At 58.0% G+C, this 16,208-nt stretch carries 10 protein-coding genes; 1 reads left to right on the forward strand and 9 read right to left on the reverse strand.

Features of this window, described 5'->3' with window-relative positions; translation table 11 throughout:
• Nucleotides 1–25 precede the first annotated feature (25 nt).
• From GS620_RS06065 to GS620_RS06085, 5 genes are all read right to left on the reverse strand, one after another.
• Nucleotides 26–1,609, reverse strand: coding sequence for an ABC transporter substrate-binding protein (locus GS620_RS06065; protein ID WP_171614643.1), 1,584 nt, complete (start codon nucleotides 1,607–1,609; stop codon nucleotides 26–28).
• A gap of 298 nt (nucleotides 1,610–1,907) precedes the next feature.
• Nucleotides 1,908–3,965, reverse strand: coding sequence for an adenylate/guanylate cyclase domain-containing protein (locus tag GS620_RS06070; RefSeq protein WP_253283812.1), 2,058 nt, complete (start codon nucleotides 3,963–3,965; stop codon nucleotides 1,908–1,910).
• 185 nt (nucleotides 3,966–4,150) lie between these two features.
• Nucleotides 4,151–6,127 carry a DEAD/DEAH box helicase gene (locus GS620_RS06075; protein ID WP_171614645.1) on the reverse strand — a complete coding sequence of 659 codons (1,977 nt, stop codon included), beginning with the start codon at nucleotides 6,125–6,127 and terminating at the stop codon, nucleotides 4,151–4,153.
• Between the two features lie 388 nt (nucleotides 6,128–6,515).
• Complete coding sequence (locus GS620_RS06080; RefSeq protein WP_171614647.1) at nucleotides 6,516–8,897, reverse strand: 1-deoxy-D-xylulose-5-phosphate synthase N-terminal domain-containing protein; 2,382 nt, start codon at nucleotides 8,895–8,897, stop codon at nucleotides 6,516–6,518.
• Between the two features lie 14 nt (nucleotides 8,898–8,911).
• Nucleotides 8,912–10,111, reverse strand: a complete 1,200-nt coding sequence (locus tag GS620_RS06085; protein WP_171614649.1) for a methionine gamma-lyase — start codon at nucleotides 10,109–10,111, stop codon at nucleotides 8,912–8,914.
• Nucleotides 10,112–10,226: 115 nt separating this feature from the next.
• On the opposite strand from GS620_RS06085, the gene GS620_RS06090 reads away from it, so the two are divergent.
• Nucleotides 10,227–10,679 (forward strand): Lrp/AsnC family transcriptional regulator, encoded by a 453-nt coding sequence (locus GS620_RS06090; RefSeq protein WP_171229376.1) that lies wholly within the window; start codon nucleotides 10,227–10,229, stop codon nucleotides 10,677–10,679.
• Between the two features lie 326 nt (nucleotides 10,680–11,005).
• Here the strand turns inward: GS620_RS06090 and paaZ are convergent, their stop codons facing one another.
• From paaZ to GS620_RS06110, 4 genes are all read right to left on the reverse strand, one after another.
• On the reverse strand, nucleotides 11,006–13,036 hold the full coding sequence (gene paaZ, locus GS620_RS06095; RefSeq protein ID WP_171614651.1) for a phenylacetic acid degradation bifunctional protein PaaZ: 2,031 nt from the start codon (nucleotides 13,034–13,036) through the stop codon (nucleotides 11,006–11,008).
• A gap of 119 nt (nucleotides 13,037–13,155) precedes the next feature.
• Nucleotides 13,156–14,343, reverse strand: coding sequence for a cytochrome P450 (locus tag GS620_RS06100; RefSeq protein ID WP_171614653.1), 1,188 nt, complete (start codon nucleotides 14,341–14,343; stop codon nucleotides 13,156–13,158).
• Nucleotides 14,343–15,695 (reverse strand): TRAP transporter large permease, encoded by a 1,353-nt coding sequence (locus GS620_RS06105; RefSeq protein WP_171614655.1) that lies wholly within the window; start codon nucleotides 15,693–15,695, stop codon nucleotides 14,343–14,345. The genes GS620_RS06100 and GS620_RS06105 overlap by 1 nt, the downstream gene beginning before the upstream one ends.
• Nucleotides 15,695–16,198: a TRAP transporter small permease gene (locus GS620_RS06110; protein ID WP_152460571.1), complete on the reverse strand. Its 504-nt coding sequence runs from the start codon at nucleotides 16,196–16,198 to the stop codon at nucleotides 15,695–15,697. Before GS620_RS06110 ends, GS620_RS06105 begins: the two co-directional genes overlap by 1 nt.
• Between the last annotated feature and the right edge of the window lie 10 nt (nucleotides 16,199–16,208).

Below are 16,208 nucleotides of genomic sequence, written 5' to 3' on the forward strand. Positions count from 1 at the left end.
GTGGCTCCGGTTTGCGAGTGGTGGTTTATTCGACGCTCACACCATAGAAGATGTGACCGCCCAGAGGGTGCACCTTATAGCCTTGCACCTTGTTGCTCATGGGCATGTAAACGACCGAATGCGCGATGGTTGCCCACGGAGCCTGCTCCTTGAACACAACCTGCGCTTCTTCATACAGTTTGGTCCGCTCGGCCTGATCCGTGCTTTGCTTGGCCTTCAGGATCAGGTCTTCGAATGGCTGATGGCACCATTGCGCCCGGTTGGATGCTTCGACACCGTCACAGCCCAGCAATACCGCCAGGAAGTTGTCCGGGTCGCCATTGTCCCCGGTCCAGCCCAGCAGAACAGCACCGTCCCGGTTCAGTTCTTTCGAGCGAGACAGGTATTCACCCCATTCGTACGAGACGATTTCGACGCCCACACCGATCTTGGCGAAATCCGCCTGGATCAACTCGGCCATGCGACGGGCATTGGGGTTGTAGGGGCGCTGGACGGGCATGGCCCAGATTTTCATCGACAGGTCCGAAACACCTTCGGCCTCAAGCATCGCCTTGGCCGCTTCGGGATCATAGGGATCGTCCACGATGGCGTCGTTGTAGCCCCACATGGTAGGCGGGATCGGGTTCTTAGCCACCTGGCCCGAGCCCTGGAAGACCACGTCGATGATCGCCTGCTTGTCGATCGCCATGTTCAGCGCTTTGCGCACCTTCGGATTGTCGAATGGCGCCATGGTGGTGTTGTAGGCCAGATAACCAACGTTCAGGCCCTCTTGTTCCAGCATGTTGATGTCCGGATCATCCTTCATTGCCTGAATGTCGGCAGGGTTCGGATAGGGCATCACATGACATTCGCCTGCTTTCAGCTTTTGATAGCGCACAGATGCATCCGGTGTGATGGCAAAGATCAGGTTTTCGACCTGCGCCGGGTCTTTCCAATACGCATCATTGGCCGCGTAACGGATCACCGCGTCTTTTTGATAAGCCACGAACGAGAAAGGTCCGGTTCCGATGGGTGCCGTATTCAGTTTTTCCGGCGTACCGGCTTCCATCATTCCCGCAGCGTATTCCGCCGACACGATTGAGGCAAAGTCCATCGCCATATTGGCGACAAACGGTGCTTCGGGCTTGGACAGGGTAAATTTCACCGTGTAGTCGTCGATCTTTTCGATGGACTCGACCAGATCAGGCATCCCCATACCCTGGAAATATTCCCAGGTTCCGCCTGACACTTGATGATAAGGGTGGTTTTCGTCTTTCTGACGCATGAAGGAGAAAATCACGTCATCCGCGTTGAAGTCGCGGGTCGGCGTGAACGCGTCATTCGAGTGGAACTTGACGCCCTGGCGCAGCTTGAAAGTGTATTCCAGACCATCATCGCTGGCCTCGACACTTTCGGCCAGGCCGGGGACCACATTGGTCGTGCCCGTTTCAAATTCAAGCAACCGATTGTAGATCGGATGTGAAGACGCATCAAAGGTCGTCCCCGCGGTGTACAGCGCAGGATCGAACCCTTCAGGCGATCCTTCGGAACAATATACAAGTGTATTTGCCTGCGCCACGGCACCCGTCAGGGCGATCGCAGTGGTTGCGGCCAGAAGTTTGAGGTTCATGATTTTCTCCCAGAAAAGGACTTATAAAGACAATCGCATGGCTCTTTATCGCCAGAGCATTCAGTGACAGCACAGGTCGTCGCGATCCCTCTGTCTAATGTATCCAAAATACAAAATCTAATGTCAATAGTGTCTTTCTGCGGATATCTTTGAAGACTCTTTCTGCTATTGCACCCTGATTTCCGGAATTCATTCTCATCTTCGCTGCGAAAACGATACGACGGCCCGAATCCCCCTTCCGCGCACTCAGACCTTGCTGTTCACGGGTGCGGATTGCATGCTCTCATGGCCTGCGCGCTCACGTCTTGTCCGTATGCGTAACCGCACGCCAATCCCCCGAGGGAGGGTTGGTCAAAAGTTTCGTTGCGCGCAACTTCATGGCGACGGACACAGGGTCCCCGCCCCGTATTTTGTCCGCGACCTCAAACGCATCTATCGCCTGCTCGAACCGGCCGGAACGATAATGCGCAAGACCTTGTTCGTAGGTCTCGATCCAATCAAGGGAACCTTCAGAACCGTCGGCCATCGCAATCAGCTCATAGACCACCAGTTCCTCGGTCCGGCCAAAGACCGCGAGCGTGTCCAGCTCTCGGACGACAATTGCGTCGCCTGCTTCGCGCCGGGTCTCGGGGCCGATCAGAATACGCGTGCCATACTCCTTGTTGGCCCCTTCCAATCGGCTGGCCACATTCACGACGTCACCGATCGCCGTGTAGTTCAACCGCTGCTCTGACCCAATGTTGCCAACCAAAGCTTCACCGCTGTTCAACCCGATCCTGACACGCAGGGAATTTCCGGCCTCGTCCTCGATGCCCGCATCTTCCACGGTCACGACAAGATCCAGAGCCGCGCGGCAGGCATTTTCGGCATGGAGCGCATCCTTGCGCGGTGCCCCCCAGATCGCCATGACCGCGTCACCCATGAATTTGTCGATCGTCCCTTCATGGCGCGCGACGGCTGCTGCGGCCGCAGAGAAAAAGGGCTCCATCAACTGGATGATTTGGGGGCCGAGTTTTTCCGACAACCCGGTGAATCCGGTCACATCGCAAAACAACACGGATATCTGCTTCATGTCGCCACCGGGCTGCGTTTTGATGCCCTCGGCGAGCAGCATCTTCACAAGATCGGTCGGCACGTACTTTCGGAACGCGGACAACCCTGCTGCCATGCTGGCCGTTGCCGCAGACAGATTGGCAAGCTCGGACAGGTTTGAAGGCCGGCGTGGAATGCGTTCGACGTCGAAGCGTTCGATCTTGCTCAGATCCTCGGCAATGCGCGCCAAAGGATTGGCCACAATTCGACGGATCAACCAGATTGCCAGGGCGGTTGAGACGATCACGACCCCGATCAGGATATAGATCAGGTCTATCAAGGTTGCATTGATTCCCGACAAAAAGGCCGCCTCCGGAATGACCGTAGCGACGCGCCACCCGTAAAAACCCAAAGGTGTCAGGGCCACCGCATAGGGGACGCCATCGATCACCACGCGTTTCGTCGAACTGCCCGCAGTCTTGCCATCCGGGTCGCCCAACAGTTTTTCCCCCGAGATCTTGGCAACCTCGTACAGCTCACCCTCGCCCATGCGCGCCGGTGTAACTTCGTCCGCTTTTGCGTCGGGAACAGCAATTACTTTGCCATCAGCATCCAGAATAAAGGCGGCTCCGAATTCGCCGGGCTCGAGCGTCGCCAGAAAGCGTGACAAACGGTCGGTTTCGATTGCGACCGCAAGAACACCCTGCCGTGCCCGGTTGACATCGATCGGCCCCGCAAATGCGTATACGGTCTTGTCACTGCCCGGAAGATCGCGTGCTTCGATCCATCCCATCGTGTCCAGAGACATGAAATTGTTGAACCAGGCATGATCACGAGGATCATAGGAGGTCGGAACAAAGGTCCTTTCTTCGAACTGAATATCCCCGGGAATAAAAATGTATCGATCGGTCCGCAGGTTCCGGTCGCGGATTTCCTTGTCGATCTCTATCATCTCAAGCCCGCTGTCGCCCAACCGATGCGATGCGAAAAAGTTGCCATCCGGCCAGCCGAAGAAAATCCAGGAAATATTCGGCTGCGCCTGCAACTGAGACAGAAAGACGAACTCTCGTTTATCGGCCTGCCGTGTTGCGATGACATTCTGTACAAAGATCGTGCGTACCGCCGACCATGCGGCTTCGGCGGATCTGAGGGTTGCCCCGACTTCGATGCGGACCGCGTTTGCAATCTGGCTGTTGATCTCAGCGGCAAGCATGCGGCTGTTGTCACGCGCGGTCGTCCACCACAGCGAATGAACAACGAAGGTCGACACGCCGATGGATACGGCGACCAGCATAGATACAGCAATGCCGACACTGAACCGCATGAAAACCCCGAAAAGAATGTCCTGTACCACAGTATTCGGTTGAGATCGCAGGAAGAGCAAAGCTTAGTTTGCTCCTACCCCGAAAAATCACGCAACTGTTAAGCACATGTGTATGCCGCGACCGAAATCCACGGCACCTGGTCACTTGCCGATGCCCAGAGGACAGACCTTGCGCGTGGCGGAAATCAACTGCCCTTGGGTCCGGATTTGCGACGTTTTGGAACTGCGTTGCCACCCTTGGCGGATTTGACGGCCGCCGCGCGTGCACGATTCTTCTTGCTGTTTGGCTTGCCCTTTGGCGGCGGCGGACCTTTCGGCGCGTCTCCGGCTGGTTTGGAGCGACCTCTCCTTTGCTCGACACTGCCGGGCTTGCGTTTTTTCGGTTTTGCGCCCGAAGCGCTGAACTGGCTTTTTGCGTCGTCATCCGACGCTCGGCGGGTTTCGGTCGCGGGCACGGTCTGGGCAGGCTGAACCTCGGGCTTGGATTGGCGGCGGCGGGCTTTCCGCTCAGCCGGAGAGTTTTCCGTTTTGTGTCCCGAAGGTCCGCCTTTGAACTTTCTTTTGAGACCGGACCGACCGGTTGACGACAGGTCCGGTGCTTTGTCCAACCGCACAAGGTCTTTGGTTTCTTCGATTTTCATCTCTGGACCAATGGCCGTCAGAAAGCGGTCGACACTTCCCTCACTGATTTCGAAATAAGTTACGTCCGCGGCAATCCGGATGGCACCGATGTCGTCTTTTGTCAGATCGCCCGCCTTGCAGATCATCGGCAGCATATGACGGGGGGACGCATTCTGATTGCGCCCTTCGGACAATGAAAACCAGACGCCTGGCCCAAAAGATGCGCGTGGTTTTGGGGCGGCCTGATCGACCGCCGACAGCTCTTCCGGGGCGGAATGGCGCAGTTTGTATTGCCTCAGGTAAGCGGCTGCGATTTGTTCGGGCGTGAAGCGAGCAATCAGTTTTTCAACAGACGGGCGTTCGCTTTCCGTGACCTCGACCTGCCAGTCCTCTGATGCCAGCATCCGAGCCTGATCACGCTCGTTCACCTCGTCGGCAGACGGGGCCGATCCCCATTCTGCTGTCAGCTTGGCAAATTTCAGAATGCGCTCTGCCTTTTTGCGCGATGATGGCGCGACGATCAGGGCACTGACGCCCTTGCGGCCAGCGCGACCCGTGCGGCCAGACCGGTGCAGCAGTGTTTCATGGCTGTTGGGCAGTTCGGCATGGACCACCAGATCAAGGTTGGGCAGATCGATGCCGCGGGCCGCAACATCGGTTGCGACGCAGACCCGGGCCCGTCCATCGCGCATGGCCTGCAACGCGTTGGATCGTTCGCTCTGGGTCAGCTCACCGGACAGGGCCACGACAGAAAACCCCCGGTTCGACAGGCGCGCGGTCAGGCGCGAAACCATCGCTCGGGTGTTGCAGAAAACGATGGCATTGGGGGCCTCGTAATATCGCAGCACATTGATTATCGCGTTTTCACCATCACGCGGCGCCACCGTCATGGCCCGATACTCGATATCCGCATGCTGGGTCAGTTCGCCGACCGTGCTCACACGTTCCGCGTCGCGCTGATACCGCTTGGCCAGATTGGCAATTGCGCGTGGCACAGTGGCAGAAAACAACAAGGTCTGACGATCTGCGGGTGTTTCATCAAGGATGAACTCAAGATCCTCGCGGAACCCCAGATCCAGCATTTCATCCGCTTCGTCCAGGACAACCGCTCGGATAGCTGTCAGATCGATTGAACCTCGATTGATATGGTCGCGAAGTCGTCCCGGAGTGGCCACAACGATATGGGCGCCTCGGGCCAACGCGCGACGTTCATCCCGAATGTCCATGCCCCCGACGCACGAGGCCAGAAACGCTCCCGCTCCGGAATACAACCAGCCAAGTTCCCGTTTTACCTGAAGTGCCAGCTCGCGGGTCGGTGCGACAACCAGCGCCAACGGCGCTTCGGGTTTGCCGAGCGTTTCTTCATCGCCCAGCACCCTGTGCGCTATCGCCAGACCAAACCCAATGGTCTTCCCTGATCCGGTCTGGGCCGAAACCAGCATGTCGCGCCCTTCCAGCTCGGGCTGGGTGACGGCTCGCTGAACCTGGGTCAATGTATCATAGCCCTTGCGCGCTAGCGCATCTGCAATGGTTTGTTTCACGGTGGTGGTTCTTTGTATCGGCCAGGTGATAGGCGCTGTGCGGAATTGCGATCAGCGGATCATCCAAGGGTAAAGACAGCCCCTTATCGGCTGCTATCCCGGTTGTATAGACGGGAAAACGGGCATTTTCGCCGAAAAGCTCCTCATAAGGTAACACCCTGACAGGTCAGACCCTGACGCAACCGCCAGGGCCGGGCCGCGTCAAGCCTAGGTCAACGCGGGAACATAATTCAACATCTTGCCGGCAGCTGCCTGCTGTTGGGCGTCGGAAACATGCACCGGGCACGCATAACCGTGCCGATCATTTCGATGACATCGACCGTCGTCGATGCGACATGGGTCAAACAAGAGCCCGAGCGGGATCGTTCCTGATCTTGTTGGCCCAATCTCAAGCCCCTGTTGCCCGATGAAGTACTCTGCCACGGGTCAAACCACTCACTTTTTCGATGATGGCATCGGCATCAATACAGTGGTGGCGATAGAGATCACCGATCGTTCCTGTCTGGCCAAAATGTTCGACCCCCATCGGAATGGTCTGATGACCGCGCACAGCGCCCAGCCACGACAATGTTGCAGGATGCCCGTCAATCACGGTGACCAGATTGCAGTGCGCTGGCAGACCAGACATCAGGGTTTCGATGTGGGATAGTGCGGCGGGGTTGCCGCGCGACCGCGCGCGTTGTGCAGCCGTCCAACCGGCATTCAGCCGATCCGCGGACGTCACGGCCAAAACGCCGACATCGCGGCGACCCTCGCCGATGATACCGGCGGCCTTGATTGCCTCGGGCGCGACAGCACCTTGATAGGCGATTACAACTTCGCAATTGGGCCCCGGTTTTCGCAACCAATAGGCCCCGTCAATGGCACCCTGCCGAAACTCGTCATCCACGCGTTTGCCGGGCTGCTCAATCGGGTTGGTCGTCAGACGCAAATAGACGGAACCGCCGGTTTCATCGCGCAGCCATGTGCGCTCGTCCGGTTGTCCTTCACCGTCGCGTTGCAGATAGTCGAAGGCCCATTCCATGATCACCGCCAGTTCATCAGCAAAGGCGGGTTCAAATGCAGCCAGCCCGTCCTGGCTCATGCCGATCAGCGGTGTGCCGACGGATTGATGCGCTCCGCCTTCAGGTGCCAGTGTCACGCCCGACGGCGTACCAACGAGAATAAAGCGTGCATCCTGATAGCAGGCATAGTTCAGCGCATCGAGGCCGCGACTGACAAAGGGGTCATAGACGGTGCCGATCGGGATCAACCGTTTGCCAAACAGGGAATGCGACAGACCCGCCGCTCCCAGAAGCAGCATCAGGTTCATTTCGGCGATCCCAAGCTCGATATGCTGCCCTCCCGGCGTGAATTCCCATTTCGCCGTCGAAGGGATCCGGTGTTCTATGAAGGCATCGGCTTGCGTGGATCGGGCAAACAGCTTGCGCCTGTTCACCCAAGGCCCCAGGTTCGTCGTGCCGGTGACATCCGGAGAGGTTGTCACGATGCGTTCGGTCAACGGGCCATCACCTTTTGACAGATCGTCAAGGATCTTGCCAAACGCCATCTGGGTCGAGATTTCACGGCTGGTGTCGACCTCGATCCTTGGCACGTCCAGCTTGTCATCGAAATAGCGGCGCGGACCCTTGGCAAAGAACGGTGCCCTGGCCAGAAAATCCTTGAATGCGGCGGGGTCCTGTACTGTCGCAAGCGGCTCCCATTCCTCGCCGTCTGGCACGCCCATATGCGACTGCCACGCGGCGAACTGGCTGTTGTTCATCAGCCCGCCGTGATTGTCCTTGTGACCTGCGATGGGGGTGCCCCACCCTTTGACGGTGTAGGCCAGGAAACAGGTCGGGCGATCATGATCGATGGCGGCAAATGTCCGGGCCATGGTCTCGACGCAATTGCCGCCAAGGTTTTCCATCAGCGCCGCCAGCTCTGCGTCCGTCCGCCGTTCAATCAAGGCAGTCACATCCCCCTGATCCCCCAGATCGTCCATCAAGCGCTGCCGCCAGACTGCGCCCCCCATGAAGGTCAAAGCCGAATAATCCTGATTGGGGCACGCATCGATCCAGTCGCGCAGGCGATCGCCACCCGGTTCTTCAAAGGCCGCGCGTTGCAGAACCCCATATTTCACGCGCACGACATCCCAACCGAACGCATCGAAGATCTTTTCAATCCGTTCGAACAGCCCTTCGCGGACGATGCCATCCAGGGATTGCCGGTTGTAGTCAATGATCCACCACGTATTGCGCAGGTCGTTCTTCCAGCCTTCCTGCAATGCCTCATAGACGTTGCCTTCGTCCAGTTCTGCGTCGCCTACAAGGGCCACCATCCGCCCCATCGGAGCATCCGAGCCCCAGCTTTTGGCCTTGATGTAATCCTGAATGATCGAAGCAAACGAGGTGATCGCGACACCCAAACCCACAGACCCGGTGGAAAAATCAACGTCGTCGATATCCTTGGTCCGGCTGGGATAGCTTTGCACACCGCCAAAACCACGGAAGTTTTCCATCTTCTCGCGCGTTTGATTGCCCATGAGATACTGCATCGCATGGAAAACCGGCGAGGCATGGGGTTTGACAGCCACCCGGTCTTCAGGGCGCAGGGCCGAAAAATAGAGCGCGGTCATGATCGACACCATCGAAGCAGACGACGCCTGATGGCCACCAACCTTGATCCCATCCACCTTTGGCCGGATGTGGTTGGCATGGTGGATCATCCAATGCGACAACCATAACAGACGTTGTTCAACGATCTTCAACTGGGTGGGATCAATGTGCATGGCGGTCTCCGGGTTCAGGCGGCGCTGCGGGCAGGATAAGGCAAAGCTTGCTCCAGGTCTGCGAGGATATCTTCGACATCCTCAAGCCCGACGGACAAACGGATCAAACCATCGCTGATCCCATGCTCGGCCCGTTCTTCCGGGGTATAGGTCGAATGCGTCATGGATGCAGGGTGCTGGATCAGCGTTTCGGCATCGCCCAAAGACACCGCGCGCTGGATCATGTTCAGACGATTCATGAATTCGATCCCACCGGACAGGCCGGACTTGATCTCGAACGCGATCATGGCGCCGGGTTGGGACATTTGCCGCTGCGCGACATCATGCTGGGCAAAGCTTCTCAGCCCGGGAAAGTAAACCTCGCCGACGGCGGGATGGGCCTCGAGGAAATCAGCGACGACCCCGGCGGACGCGCAATGACGATCCAGACGCAGGTTCAGTGTTTTCAGGCCACGCAGGATCAGCATCGCGTTGAAAGGGGCCATGACCGCACCGGTCATATCCTTCATTCCGACCAGGCGGATTTCGGCGATCTGTTCGGCGGTGCCGACAACCAGACCAGCGACCACATCGCCATGCCCGCCGAGATACTTGGTGGCAGAATGCAGAACGATATCCGCCCCGTGCTCGATCGGGCGGGTCAGATAGGGGCTGGCATAGGTGTTGTCGACGACAACCGTTGCACCGACCGAATGCGCGATCTCGGCGCTGGCGGAGATGTCCACCAAGCGCATGTTCGGATTGGCCGGCGTTTCGAAATAGACAACGCGGGTTTTGTCGGAAACGGCGGCTTTTAGGTTCTCTGGGTCTGTCATGTCGACATGGGTGATCGTGACCCCCCATTTCGCCAGTCCGTGGCGCATGAAGGCGAAGGTGCAGCCATAGAGCGTTTTGTCTACGATGACTTCGTCCCCCGGCGACAGCAGGGTCCAAAGCACTGCCGTGATCGCCCCCATTCCGCTGGAAAGGGCCAGTCCGGCCTCGGCCCCTTCAAGCACGGCAATGCGTTGTTCCAGAAGGTCACATGTGGGGTTCGAAATACGGCTGTAGATATGACCTGCGCGTTCACCGGCAAACATCTCTCCACCAGCCTCTGCGGTTTCAAAGGTAAACGTGGACGTCAAATGCAGCGGTGGGGTAAGGGAGCCGTCATTTTCCAAAGGGTTGTAAGCGTGGTGAATGGCGCGGGTGGCAAATCCGGTTGAACGAGTCATTGCAAGCTCCTGTTTCAAGCTGGCGCCAGTTTGCACCTTTACTTTGGGCTTTTGCTTGCAAATAGTACCAATACTGCGATCCGTATTGGCAGATTCTGCCAAGTTTTAGGTTGAAATGGACGATAAAGACAGACAGATCATTCGGGCGCTGCAAAAGGACGGGCGCATGACGAACCAGGACCTTGCCGACGAGGTGAGCCTGTCTCCGTCGCCGTGTCTGCGCCGGGTCAAGAACCTCGAAGCGCGCGGGATCATAAAGGGTTACAGCGCAGATGTGGACGCCGCCGCATACGGCATAGGCATTACCGTTTTTGTGCGGATCCGGTTGGAGCGGCACAATGAAACGGACGTTCAGAATTTCGAAAAACGCGTTCGGATGATCGACGAAGTTCTTGAATGCCACGTGCTGACCGGGGCGATGGACTACCAGTTGCGGGTGTTGGTATCGGATCTCGAGGCATATGAAGAGTTCATTCGAAACAGAATTCACCCGATCGGTGGGATTGCTTCGATCGACACCAGTTTTGTTTATGGAACGGTAAAGAAGACCGCTGTTTTTCCACCCTGATGGAACGCCCGGCCAATCTGCAAACTCAGGTTGAGGTGCATGTTTAACGGGCGCGGGGATGAGGAGTCACAGCCAACAGATGACGATGGCGACGCGGGCGAGAAGACCTTTGAGCCTCGGTCGCACAGGGTTGCGACGCGCCACCAGCCCTTGATCCTGTCGAACAAGATCTTGACGCGATTGCGCCGCTTGGCGTGCTTTGCAGGCAACCAGCACTGTTTGCGACCCTGGTTTCTGGCACGTATCCCGAAGATCAGACATGTTCACCGCTCGTTTTTTTTCGAACCGTGAACACGCTGACCTGCCAAGTTCAATGGGTTCCGGGCCTAGTAGGCGACCATCGTCAAAAGCTCATATTCCGCAACCATTTCATCATCCTGCTGGGTCAGGGTGACATGCCAGCGGACTTCGCCGTATTCCTCGTTCCGTTTGGTCTTGGCCTTGACCGTCAACCGCACCTTGATGGTATCACCCGCCTCGACGGGCTTCATGAATCGCAACCCGTCAAGACCCGTGTTTGCCAGAACCGGGCCTTCGTTCGGTTCAACAAACAATCCGGCTGCAAATGACAAAAGCAGATACCCATGGGCCACACGGCCCGGGAAGAACGGGTTCCGTTCCGCCGCTGCCTGATCCATATGCGCATAGAACGTATCGCCGGTGAAATTGGCAAAGTGTTCGATGTCTTCCATCGTGATTGTACGGGGCGCCGTGTGGAGGGTCTCGCCAATCGCCAGCTCGTGGAACCGGCGCGTGAACGGATGGGCTGGCCCTTCGACCTCGTTCGCGCCGGGAACCCATTTGTTCCCGATCGCGGTCAGCAGATCGGGCGACCCCTGAATGGCAGTCCTCTGCATGTAATGCTTCACGCCACGCACACCGCCCATCTCCTCGCCGCCACCAGCGCGTCCGGGGCCGCCGTGAACCATATGCGGCAGCGGAGAACCGTGGCCGGTGGATTCCTTCATCGAGTCGCGATTGTTGAAATACAGCCGCCCGTGATAGGCCCCGGCCCCCAGGGCAACGTGCCGTGCCACATCCGCGTCACGGGTTATGACCGACGCCACCAGCGACCCCTGCCCGCGATTTGCCAGTTCGATCGCATGGTCAAGATCGCGATACCCCATCACCGTGCTAACCGGGCCAAAAGCCTCGGTGTCATGGACGCGTCGGGCCGCATCCGGATTGGCACAGTGATACAACATCGGCGGCAGGAACGCGCCTTTTTCGGCATCCGCTCCATCAACCTCAAAATCGTCAGGGTCGCCGAAAACGCGCTCGGCTTCCTGCCCGATGATTGCCGCCTTTTCCAGAACATCGCGTTTCTGACCGTTCGAGACCAGCGCACCCATGCGTGTGGTTTCCAGCCTTGGGTCGCCGATGACCGTTTTTGCCAACCGCGCGGACAGAGCTTCGATCACCGCCTGCACCTGAGGCTCTGGGGCAATGATCCGGCGGATCGCCGTACATTTCTGCCCGGCCTTCGTGGTCATCTCGCGCTGGACTTCTTTGACAAAAAGATCGAATTCCGGCGTTCCGGGCTCGGCATCAGGGCCCAGGATCGAGCAGTTCAGACTATCCTGCTCGGCCACGAAACGAACTGAATTCTCCAGAATCACCGGGTTGGAACGCAGTTTCGACGCCGTTTCCGCAGATCCGGTGAAACTGACCACGTCCTGCATGGTCAGACGGTCCAGCATATCGCCCAGACCACCCGAAACCAGCTGCAACGCGCCAGCAGGCAAAATGCCGGAATCCAGCATCAGCCGGACGCATAGTTCGGTGACGTAGCACGAGTTCGTTGCTGGCTTTACGATGGCCGGAACGCCTGCCAGAAGGGTTGGAGCCAGCTTTTCCAGCATCCCCCAGACAGGAAAGTTGAACGCGTTGATGTGAACTGCCACCCCGTGCAACGGGGTACAGATGTGCTGCCCCAGGAAGGTGCCATTGCGCGACAACTGCTCGACCTCACCGTCCAGATAGACATGTCCGTCCGGCATCTCGCGGCGACCTTTCGAAGCGAAGACGAACATCGTGCCGATACCACCGTCTATGTCGATCAAGTGGTCGGACTGGGTCGCACCTGTGCTGAAAGACAAGTCATACATTGCCTGCTTGTGCTGACCCAAATGAATGGACAACGCCTTGAGCATCTTGGCCCGCTGGTGGAACGTCATCTGCCGCAGCGCCGGCCCGCCGACATTGCGCGCATAGTCCAGCATCCCCTGCACATCCAACGCGCTGTTGCCGGCCGTGGCGATCACCTCGCCGGTGACCGCGCTTGTTATGTTGCGGGCACCCGCACCGGGCGAAACCCATTCACCGGCCGCGAAGCTGGAAATCTGTTGGATTGTCATGAGCGTCTCCTCATTTGTTGTGTGAACTTCGCGCGGCCATATGCCCGTCTCACGAAATCATAATATAAACCGATCGGTCGGTCAATAAATTGGCGAATTGGCAACCCAAACCGAACATCTCAGACTTGAGCTGGCAGTCGCGCGAAACCCCGAAACCGGATGCGCCCGCCCCGTTCGGCGCCGTCAGTGATGCGATAGGTCGGGAATCGCGCAAGAAACCGTCCGACGGCCACGCGACCCTCCATACGCGCCAGGGTCAGGCCGACGCAGGTATGGGGACCTCCGGCAAACGCGTGATGCTTGTTGGGACGTCGATCCAATACAACCTCATCAGGTTGTGCAAACTGCCGCGGATCGCGATTGGCCGCGCCGATACACAGGTGAATGTCCGTACCTGCCGGAATGGTCTGACCGTGGAACATTACATCTTCGGTGGTCAGACGATTGCCAAACTGATTTGGGCTTTCCAGCCGCAGAAACTCGTCCACTGCCGTGTTGATCAGATCTGGATTGGCCAGAAGCTCGGCCCGTTTGTCGCGGTGCCGTTCCAACAGTTCCAATGCGTTGCCGATCAGGTTGGTGGTGGTCTCGTGCCCTGCATTCAGAATGAAGATGCAGTTCTGGTACAGCTCGACCTCGGTCAAGCCACCATCGGTGTCATCCTGCATCAAACGTGTCAGGACATCCGTCGCAGGATCTCCGGGATTGGCCCGGCGATCTTCTATGACATGCCGAAGATAGTCCTTGAAATCATATACCGACCGGTTGCCCCACTCTTCCTGCTCGGGCGTCAATTGAGGTTCCAAAGCGCCCAGAATAGCCAAAGACCAATCCCGCAAAGGGCCACGTTCCGATCTGGGAATGCCAAGCAGGTTGCCGATGATCTCGATCGGGATGGCACCGGCGAAATCCTCGATCAACTCTACCGAGCCCTTGGCCTGCATCTCGTCCAGCAGCCCATCGACAAGTTGAATCAGGCCCGGTTCCATCTGCGCCAGCGCCCGCGGGTTCATCGCACCGACCATGACCTTGCGGACGCGGGTATGCAGAGGCGGATCATTGAACACAAGGCTGGTGGTATGGTGTTCGTACAGCGGGCTGTCGATACCGTATTTGGGGCCGAAAACCGCCTTTTTATCCGATATGAAACGCTCGGTATCCCGGTACACCAGATCCAGGTCGTCATACCGCGACAGGACCACCGAACCATCGGGCTGCCAGCAGACGGGCGTGTCTTCGCGCAACGCGGCGTAGGTTGGATAGGGATCCGTATGAAACCCGTCCGGAAGCGCAGTCAAAGAGAACATCAGTGACCCATCGCTCCCATTTGTTCGGGAAGGACCAGAACCAGCCAAGGCACCAGAACGATTAGAGCCAGACGGAAGATGTCTGCCACCCAGAACGGTGTGACCCCCTTGAAGATTGTTCCGGTCGATACGTCCCCGACCACGCCTTTCAGAATGAACACGTTCAGACCCACGGGCGGCGTGATCAAACTGATCTCGGTCACGACGACGACAACGATGCCGAACCAGATCGGATCATATCCCAATGACGTGACCAGTGGGAAAAAGATCGGAACCGTCAGCAACAGCATCGACAGCGATTCAAAGACGCATCCCAGAATGATGTAGATCCCGAGGATCATCAGGATCACGACGTAGGGCTCCACCTCATATGCGGTGACCAAGGCGATCAACGCTTCGGGCAGACCGGCCAGGTTGATGAAGTTCGAAAAGATCTGCGCGCCGATCAGAACCGAGAACAGCGCCGCGGCGGTGTAACTGGTTTCCTTTAGCACTTCAAAGGTCGACCCAAGGGTCAGCCCGCCGCGCGACAATGCGATCAGGAATGCCCCCATGGCGCCCATACCGGCGGCTTCGGTCGGGCTGAAGGTCAGGTTCAGAGGATAGAAATCGAACGCTCCGTACAAGCCGCCGATCACCAGGAAGAACAAAAGCAACACCGCCCAGACCGAGCGCAGGGCCGACAGGCGTTCGCCCCAGCCGTGGCGTTCACCGGCGGGGCCGGCCTCGGGCCTGCGCCAAACGGTCCAGCGCACCGCGAACAGATAGAAGAGGATGCCAAGTACACCGGGGATGATGCCCGCAACGAAGAGTTTGCCGATCGATGTTTCGGTCAGCAGGCCGTAGATCACCAAAATGACCGACGGTGGGATCAGGATACCCAGCGTGCCCCCCGCTGCAATCGACGCGGTCGACAGCTCATCCGAGTAGCGGTACCGGCGCATCTCGGGCATCGCGACTTTGGACATGGTCGCAGCCGTTGCCAGCGAGGAACCGCAAATGGCCGAAAAGCCGCCGCACGCGGCAACCGTCGCCATGGCGATACCACCTCGGAAGTGGCCCAGGAAGGCGTTTGAAACCGCGTATAACTCGCGCGCGAGCCCGCCCTTGTTCACGAACAGGCCCATGAGGATGAACAGTGGAACGACCGAAAGGCCATAGTCCTGTGCCGTGTCCGTAATCTGGCGACCCACCATCGACATGGCGGCCTTCAGCCCGCGCTCGGACAGAATGCTGCCACCGCGTTCATATGCGAACCCAAGCGTCCCCACGAGGCCCATCGCAAACACGATGGGCAAACGTACCAACACAAGAACCAAGACAAGGGCGAAACCGATCAGTGCGGCAGTCATCAGGCGTGCTCCGACAAGGTTTGGGGGGCAAAAATGTGCAAAAGACCGGTGATGACCATCGCAACGGCCGTTATTGCAGTGAAGGCGGCGATGAACCAGCCGACATAGAAGACAGGGATCGACAGGTATTCGGTGACATCCCCGTAATCCCTTGCACGTTCAGCCAGAACCCAAACGCGCTGAATCGGCCAGATCAGCATGATGCCGGACACCAGATAGACAATTGCATCGCGCGCCCTGCTCAGCCGCAGGCGGGAAAAAATTCCATCGGTCAGATCAACGGCGATTTGCCCTTTCCCGGCCGAAATCATCGGCAGAACCGAGAACACAAGGATCGCCATCAGAATCCGCGTCAGTTCGGTTGCCGCCTCGATCGGAGCATTGAAGACTGAGCGCAGGATGACGTCAAAAAAGGTCATCACCATCAGGATGAACAGCGCCACACAGGCCAGCACCGTCGGAATGATACTGACGCGACGCGCGAAGGTCACGATAGATTGCATGATTGGCCCC

This window comes from Ruegeria sp. HKCCD6428, assembly GCF_013110595.1.
Taxonomy (GTDB): domain Bacteria; phylum Pseudomonadota; class Alphaproteobacteria; order Rhodobacterales; family Rhodobacteraceae; genus Ruegeria.